The sequence below is a fragment of the Methylobacterium mesophilicum genome, from assembly GCF_036441335.1.
GTDB classification, from domain to species: Bacteria; Pseudomonadota; Alphaproteobacteria; order Rhizobiales; family Beijerinckiaceae; genus Methylobacterium; species Methylobacterium mesophilicum_B.
In genome coordinates this window covers 21,439-28,811 of record NZ_MLBW01000025.1, presented here as the reverse complement: position 1 = coordinate 28,811, position 7,373 = coordinate 21,439, and the positions used below count along the sequence as shown (strand labels likewise).

The 7,373-nt window shown below is 73.5% G+C and carries 6 protein-coding genes and 1 pseudogene; 3 read left to right on the top strand and 4 right to left on the bottom strand.

From position 1 onward, the window contains the following. Positions 1-289 (top strand): annotated as a pseudogene (locus MMR14E_RS15965) (hypothetical protein); the annotation flags it as partial. Positions 290-313: 24 nt separating this feature from the next. Here MMR14E_RS15965 and MMR14E_RS15960 read toward each other — a convergent pair. The 4 genes from MMR14E_RS15960 to MMR14E_RS15945 form a co-directional block, all read right to left on the bottom strand. Then, positions 314-2,029 (bottom strand): HWE histidine kinase domain-containing protein, encoded by a 1,716-nt coding sequence (locus tag MMR14E_RS15960; protein WP_331315612.1) that lies wholly within the window; start codon positions 2,027-2,029, stop codon positions 314-316. Positions 2,030-2,213: 184 nt separating this feature from the next. Next, complete coding sequence (locus MMR14E_RS15955; protein WP_331315611.1) at positions 2,214-2,951, bottom strand: tRNA (guanosine(46)-N(7))-methyltransferase TrmB; 738 nt, start codon at positions 2,949-2,951, stop codon at positions 2,214-2,216. A gap of 140 nt (positions 2,952-3,091) precedes the next feature. Continuing rightward, entirely contained in the window at positions 3,092-4,270 is a 1,179-nt protein-coding gene (gene metK, locus MMR14E_RS15950; protein ID WP_020091324.1) for a methionine adenosyltransferase, read from the bottom strand. A 176-nt stretch (positions 4,271-4,446) separates the two neighbouring features. Next, positions 4,447-4,854 carry a helix-turn-helix domain-containing protein gene (locus tag MMR14E_RS15945; protein ID WP_012321411.1) on the bottom strand — a complete coding sequence of 136 codons (408 nt, stop codon included), beginning with the start codon at positions 4,852-4,854 and terminating at the stop codon, positions 4,447-4,449. Positions 4,855-5,398: 544 nt separating this feature from the next. Between MMR14E_RS15945 and MMR14E_RS15940 the strand changes: the two genes are divergently transcribed. Next, the gene (locus MMR14E_RS15940) at positions 5,399-5,866 is read left to right on the top strand and encodes a hypothetical protein (RefSeq protein ID WP_419539356.1); all 468 of its coding nucleotides are present in this window, start codon (positions 5,399-5,401) and stop codon (positions 5,864-5,866) included. A gap of 5 nt (positions 5,867-5,871) precedes the next feature. Beyond that, the gene (locus tag MMR14E_RS15935; protein WP_331315610.1) at positions 5,872-7,356 is read left to right on the top strand and encodes a M48 family metalloprotease; all 1,485 of its coding nucleotides are present in this window, start codon (positions 5,872-5,874) and stop codon (positions 7,354-7,356) included. Positions 7,357-7,373 lie beyond the last annotated feature (17 nt).

Genomic DNA, 7,373 nt, shown 5'->3' with positions numbered 1-7,373 from the left:
CGCCGCCCCCGAGCCGCCCCCGCGGGACGAGCCCGGGACGGCGGCCGCGGAGGAGGCGCCGGCCCTGCGCCCGAGCCTCGACACGCCCCCCGAACCCGAGCCGGCCCCGCAGGCCGCCCCGCGCACCGTGGTGGGGCGCTACGCCTCCGGCGGCAACACCTACGTGATGTTCGAGGACGGCTCGATCGAGGCGGAGACGCCGCAGGGCCGCTTCACCTTCGCGTCCCTCGACGAGCTGAAGGCCTTCGTGGACGGCGGCGGCGAGTCCGGGACCCGCGGCGCGGCCTGATCCTCCGGCCGGGCGGCCCCGGCGTCAGACCAGCGGGTTGAGGCTGTCGTTGCGCGGCGGGATCGGGGCCCGCATGGTCAGGGAGAAGCCCCCGGGGGCGTAGTCGGTCGCCACCTCGGCCTGGACCTGGGTGATCAGGACGCGCTGCAGCAGGCGCGAACCGAAGCCCTGGCGGCTCGGCGGCGCGACCGGCGGCCCGCCGGTCTCGCGCCAGGAGAACCGCAGGATCCCGGCCGGGCCGCCGGGCTCCAGGGACCATTCCACCGCCACCCGGCCGGTGCGGTTCGACAGGGCCCCGTACTTCGCCGCGTTGGTGGTGAGCTCGTGGATCGCCATGCCGATCGGCACCGCGATCTCGGAGGGCAGGTCGATCGCCGGCCCGTCGAGGCTGATGCGGCCCTCGGCGGCGCCGTCCGGCGCCACCTCCGCGTAGGGCTTCAGCTCGTTGCGCAGGAGGTTGGCGAGCGACGCCGTCTGCCACGTGTCCTCGGTGAGCACCGAGTGCGTGTGCGCCAGGGATTTGATCCGCCCGACGAACGCCTCGTAGAAGCTCTCGATGCTCGACGCCGTCCGCGCGGTGGAGCCGACGATGGCCTGGACGGTGGCCAGCGTGTTCTTCACCCGGTGGTGCAGCTCGCGGATCAGCAGGCTCTGGCGCTCCTCCGCGACCCGGCGGTCGGTCACGTCCGCGACGACGCCGATCAGGCGGCGCGGCAGGCGGCCTGGGGCGTCGCGCTCGAACCGGCCGGCCATGTCGATCGTGCGCCAGACGCCGTCGGACTTGCGCCGGATCCGGCCGCTGATGTGCAGGTCCCCGTCCTCCCGCAGCGCCTTGGAGATCGCCCGCCGGACCGCGGGGCGGTCGTCCGGGTGCAGGATGTCGTTGAGGAACTCGGTCTTTCCGATCGTCCCGTCCTCGGGCGCGTGCCCGAAGATCTCGTACATGTGCTCGTTCTCCCAGATCGCCTGGTCCTCGAGCATGTGCCACTCGAAGATGCCGAGCCGGGCGACCGTGGTGGCGACCCGCAGGCGCTGGTCGCGGGACAGGATCTCGTCCCGGGCCTCGACCCGCGTGGTGATGTCCTGGAGGACACCGACCATGCCGGCCGGGGCGCCGTCGGGGCCCGGCACGGCCTGCCCCCGCACCCGCAGGATCACGGTCCGCCCGGCCACCGTCGTGGCCGTGTCGAACTGGTAGGGCTCGTCGGTCCCGTGCGCCTCGGCGATCAGCGCGCTCAGGCGCGCGAGTTCAGCCGGCGACAGGCCGGTCTTCAGCTCCTCCCACGAGACGGAGCGGCCCGGCGGCCGCCCGAGGATGCGGGCGGCGCGGCGCGACAGGGTGAGCAGGCCGGTCGCGCGGTCCCAGCGCCATTCCCCGAGCCCGGCGGCCGCCAGGGCCTCGCGGTTCGCCTCGGAATGGGCCGCCGCGTCCACGTCGACCGTCTCGACCACCAGGGTCCGGCCCGCGCGCCGGACCCGCACGTCGAGGGGCGCGCCGTCCCCCCGGCGCCAGACCTGGAGGCCGTCCCGGAGACCCTCCGGCCCCTCGTTCAGGAGTTCGGCGGCCGCGCGCCCGGGCAGGGTGCCGGGCGGCCAGCCGACGAGATCGTGCAGGGCCCGGTTGGCGGCGACGATCCCCGCCCCGTCCGCCGACAGCACGGCGAGGCCGACCGCGGCCTCGTCGAAGCCGGCGCGAGACGGGTCCTCCGCCGCCGGGTCCTGGCCCACCCTCTCATTCACTCGGAAGAATCCTCGAACGCGCCGTGGCACGCTCCCGCCGGAGATGGCCCCCTCCCGCCGCGATCCGGGACCGCGGCGGGCCCTGAGGATGGCGCCCGAGCGTGACTGTGGCAAGGCGTCCCGCTCCGCCTGCGGCGACCGGCTGCGGCGATCGGGCACCCGCGCGATCCGCCCGCGAGGGTCCTCAGCGGGGGCGGCGGACGAATTCCAGGTAGGTGGGCCGGCGGCCCGCCTCCAGCGCCTTGGCCTCGTAGCGCGTGCCGGGCCAGCCCGGGAACGGCCGCGTCCAGTCCCGCGCGTCCCGCGCCGTCCAGGCGAGGACCGGGCAGCGCGCGGCCCGCACCAGCGTCCAGCCGGCATAGTCGTCGATGTCGCTGGCGAAGCGGAACAGGCCGCCGTCCCTCAGGACCCGGCCGATCTCGGCGAGGGACGCGTCGGAGACGAACCGGCGCTTGCGCTGCCGCCGCTTGGGCCAGGGATCGGGATAGAGCAGGTAGACCCGGTCGAGGCAGGCATCCGGCAGGCGCGCCAGCAGGGCGGTCACGTCCTCGTCGCGGATGCGGACGTTGCGCAGCGCCCGCGCCTCGATCGCCGCCAGCAGCTTGACCACGCCGTTGACGAAGGGCTCGGCGCCGATGATGCCGACGGCCGGATGCGCGGCCGCCTGGGCGGCGAGGTGCTCGCCGCCGCCGAAGCCGATCTCCAGCCAGAGCGCCTCGGGCGGCGCCGGCATGGCCGGGAACAGCCTGCGCGGATCGAGGATCGCGTCGCCCGGCGGCAGGTCGACACGCAGGGCCGGCAGCAGCTCGGCGAGCCGGCGCTCCTGCTGGCCGCGCAGGCGCTTGCCCTTGCGCCGCCCGAAGAAGGCGCGCTCCGGCTCCTCGGTCGGGTGATCGGAGCGTCCAGGGGTGTCGGTGTCCACCGGCTCAGTCTACCTCGGAGATGAGACGCGGCCCGATCGCGGCCACGGCCCGGGTCCCGACCGGACACGGGGAGCGTCGGCGGGATGCCGGCCGGGACACCGCGCCCGCGCGCCGTCCCGGGGCCGAGCGGCGACCGCCCTCAGGCCAGCGCCGATTTCAGCTTGCCGGCGAGGTCGGTGCGCTCCCACGAGAAGCCGCCGTCGGCCTCGGGGGCGCGGCCGAAATGGCCGTAGGCCGAGGTGCGCGCGTAGATCGGCTTGTTCAGGCTGAGCGCCGTGCGGATGCCGCGGGGCGACAGGTCCATGGCGTCCATCAGCACGGCCTCGAGCTTGGCCTCGTCGACCGTGCCGGTGCCGTGCAGGTCCACGTAGATCGAGAGCGGCTTCGAGACGCCGATCGCGTAGGCGAGCTGGATCGTGGCGCGGCTGGCGAGGCCCGCGGCCACCACGTTCTTGGCGAGGTAGCGCGCCGCGTAGGCCGCCGAGCGGTCGACCTTCGTCGGGTCCTTGCCGGAGAACGCGCCGCCGCCGTGCGGGGCCGCCCCGCCGTAGGTGTCGACGATGATCTTGCGGCCGGTGAGGCCGGCATCGCCGTCCGGGCCGCCGATCACGAACTTGCCGGTCGGGTTCACGTGCCAGACCGTGCCCTCGTTGACCCAGCCCTGCGGCAGCGCCTTCAGGATGTAGGGCTCGACGATGGCGCGCACGTCGGCGGAGTCGAGGGACTCGTCGAGGTGCTGGGTCGACAGCACGATCTGGGTGACCTCGACCGGGCGGCCGTTCTCGTAGCGGACCGTGACCTGGCTCTTGGCGTCGGGGCCGAGCTTGGCGGCGTCGCCCTGCTTCGCCTTGCGGGCGTCGGCGAGGTCCTTGAGGATCTTGTGCGCGTAGAAGATCGGCGCCGGCATCAGCTCGGGCGTCTCGTCGGCGGCGTAGCCGAACATGATGCCCTGGTCGCCCGCGCCCTCGTCCTTGTTGCCGGCCGCGTCCACGCCCTGGGCGATGTCGGCCGACTGGGCGTGCAGGTGGATCGCGACGTCGTTGTTCTTCCAGTGGAAGCCCGACTGCTCGTAGCCGATGTCCTTGACGGCCTCGCGGGTCAGGGCCTCGAGGTCCTTGAACGTCACCGAGTCGGGCCCGCGCACCTCGCCGGCGATGACGATGCGGTTGGTCGTGGCGAGCGTCTCGACGCCGAGCCGCGCCTCCGGCATCGCCGCGAGGTAGGCGTCGACCACGGTGTCCGAGATCCTGTCGCAGACCTTGTCGGGGTGCCCCTCGGACACGGACTCGCTGGTGAACAGGTAGTTGGAACGCGGCATCGGACGGCCTCGGCTGCAGAGGTACGCCGTCGCGATCGCGGCGTTTGACCCTTCATGGGGCCGGGGTTCTCGCACCCGACCGGGAACCGGTCAAGATGGAGGAACGAACGGATCCGCTATAACGGACGAACCGACCGGAAAAACGATCGACCTGTCCCCGGGGACCGGCCCCGGGCTCAGCCGCCGAGCTTGCTCTCGAGGGCCCGGATGGCGTCGGCCACGTCGCGGCGCGCCTCCTCGGAGAAGTTCTCGGTGATGTGGCGGCCCACGACTTCCGCCAACCCCTTCAGCCCGGCTTCCGACAGGGTCGACTGCTCGCGCTCGCTGAAGCCGGGCGCAATGAAGTCATCGTTCCGGGGCATGCCCTTGAAGAAGTAATCCATCGGCACGCCGGTCATCCGCGAGAAGATGTCGAGATGGACGGCGCTGATCCGGTTGGTCCCCTTCTCGTATTTCTGGAGCTGAGCTGCAGACATACCGAAGCTCTGCGCGACGCGGCGCTGTGTGAGCGACGCCTTCCGGCGCTGCTCGGCGATGCGTTGCCCGACATAGACGTCGCGCTGATCGGTCTTCTGGCCCGCCATGAAGTGCTCGTCCACCCCCTGCCATGAATCCTGGCGGTAAAGCTTAGCGCGGCCCTCGGTACTTGTCACCGGCAGGCGGCCGACGTGGTGGACGATTTGCTCACGGCTCTGCGTCCGCGAGATCTGCGTGTTGAGACAACTTGGTGTCCCCGGCAGGGCTCGAACCTGCGACCCCAGGTTTCATACCACTTCGGCTTTCGCCGCCGCGTCCCGGAGGTCCGCGTTCGTGGCCTGGACTATCCCTTCACCGTGGGCCGGACTGTATCCAACCGTTAGGTGCCGCCCGTCTAGTCTCTACACCTTCCCGTTCAACGCCGGGGCGCCGCGCGGGCTTGGCTCGGGATCGGCAGAGCATCGGACGGCGGTGCGTCGATGCCGGAAGCTTTCCCCGACTTTGAGCGGATCCGCCGCGCGGTTTCCCGGCGCGACGCCCAATTGAACCTTCTAGGAAACCTGTGCTCTGTCCAGCTGAGCTACGGAGACGACCGCGCGCTCCATAGCATTCTCGCCGGCCGAGGCCAACCGCGCCCGGCGGCGCGACGCGGTGTCGGGACCGCGCGATCGCGGGGGAATCGATGCGGGGGGGCACGGCGGTCATTCTGGCAGCCTCGCTGGCGGCGCTCTCCGCGCCGCCGACCTGTCCGGCCTGGGCCGCGCCGCGCGCCGCCCGGCGGCGGGGGACGGCCCGGCGCTCCGGGCGTGGGTCGGGCACTTCGTCGTCGCGGAGGGCCGGATCCGCCATGTCGGCGAGCGCGGCGCGCGCACCTATCTGGATTTCGCGGCCCGCGGCACGGACGGCCTCACGGTGACGGTATCGAAACGCACTTGGCGAATGATGCGCGCCCGTGGTTTGAGTGCGGCCTCGCTCGAAGGCCGGCGCGTGCGGGTGCGCGGCCTCCTGGAGGTCCGGCGCGGCCCGACCCTGGAGGTCGCCCTCGACGGGCTCGAGACGCTCGAGGAGGCGGACCGGCCGGAGGCCGATCCGGAGGGGGAACGGGGATTGCGGCGCTGATCGCGATGGGCGGGATCACGGGGCACATCATCGCGGGGCGGACCCGCGCGGCGGGCCGGCGCCCGCTCGGAGGGGCGGCGCTGGCCGGTCTGGCGCTGCTGCTCGGCGCCTGCGTGGCCGATCAGACCGAGGCCACCGTGCGGCCGGCCGTGGTGCGGGTGCCCGCGGAGGCGCCGCGCACCACCGGCCGCGAGCGCGCCGCGGATGCCGACCACCTCAAGCTCGTGGCCTCCTTCGGGGGCGAGGCCCGGGCCCCCAACGTGACGCGGATGCTGACGGAGGTGACCGACCGCCTCGTGAAGGCGAGCGACCGGCCCGACCAGGCCTACACGGTGACGCTGCTCGACTCGCCGGTGGTCAACGCCTTCGCGCTGCCGAACGGGCGGCTCTACGTCACCCGCGGCCTCGTGGCCCTGGCGAGCGACACCTCCGAGGTGGCCGCCGTTCTGGCGCACGAGATGGCCCACGTGACGCTCAACCACGCCACGGCCCGCAGCGAGCTCGAGCTGCGCTCGGCGCTCGTCAGCCGCGTCGTGGCCGACGTGCTGAACGACCCCGATACCGGCGCGCAGCTGCAGAGCCAGTCGCGCTTCGCCCTCGCCCGGTTCTCCCGCGAGCAGGAGCTGGAGGCGGACGCGACCGGCGTGCGCACCCTCGCCAAGGCCGGCTACGACCCGTTCGCGGCCGGGCGCTTCCTCGCCGCGCTCAACCGCTCGACGGGGCTGAAGGCCGGCAGCGCCGCCGCGCCCGACATGCTGGCGACCCATCCGGGCACGGCCGAGCGCATCACCCAGGTCACCCGGGCGGCCCGCCGCATCGGCGCGCCGGGCATCGGCACCGACGACCGCGCCGCCTACCTCGCGGCGGTGGACGGGCTCGCCTACGGCGACAACCCGCGCGACGGCGCCGTGCGCGGGCACCGCTTCATCCATCCCGGCCTCGGCATCGCGTTCGAGGTGCCGGAGGGCTTCACCCTGGAGAACACCCGCTCGGCGGTGCTCGGGACCACCCAGGATGGCGGCCGGCGCCTGCTGTTCGACCAGATCGAGGCCAAGGACGGCCAGCCCCTCGAGGCGGTGCTGAGGGCGAGCTGGAACGACGCCTTCGACCCGGCCGGCTTCGAGACCCGGGACGTCGCCGGCCACCCGGCGGCCTTCGCGCTGTCGCGGGGGAAGGAGTGGACCTTCCGCCTCGCGGCCATCCGGATCGGCGACTCGACCTACCGGATGATCATGGCCGCCAAGGGCGCCACCGACCCCGACCCGGCGTTCCGCCGATGGACCGCGACCCTCGTCGCCGTGTCGCCCGACGAGGCGGTCCTGCGCCCCCTGCGGCTTCAGGTGGTCCAGGCCGCCTCGACCAGCGCCGAGGACCTCGCCCGCCGCATGGCGGTGCCCGACCGGGCACTCGACCGGTTCCTCGTCCTCAACGGGCTGGAGCGGGGCGCCGCGCTGGTGCCGGGCCGCGGCTACAAGATCGTCGTGGAATAGCCGCCCTGCGCGGCCGC

Coding starts and splice junctions, on each gene's coding strand:
- MMR14E_RS15935 (WP_331315610.1), top strand. CDS start 5,872: ATGGGCGGGATCACGGGGCACATCATCGCGGGGCGGACCCGCGCGGCG.
- MMR14E_RS15945 (WP_012321411.1), bottom strand. CDS start 4,854: ATGGCGGGCCAGAAGACCGATCAGCGCGACGTCTATGTCGGGCAACGC.
- metK (WP_020091324.1), bottom strand. CDS start 4,270: ATGCCGCGTTCCAACTACCTGTTCACCAGCGAGTCCGTGTCCGAGGGG.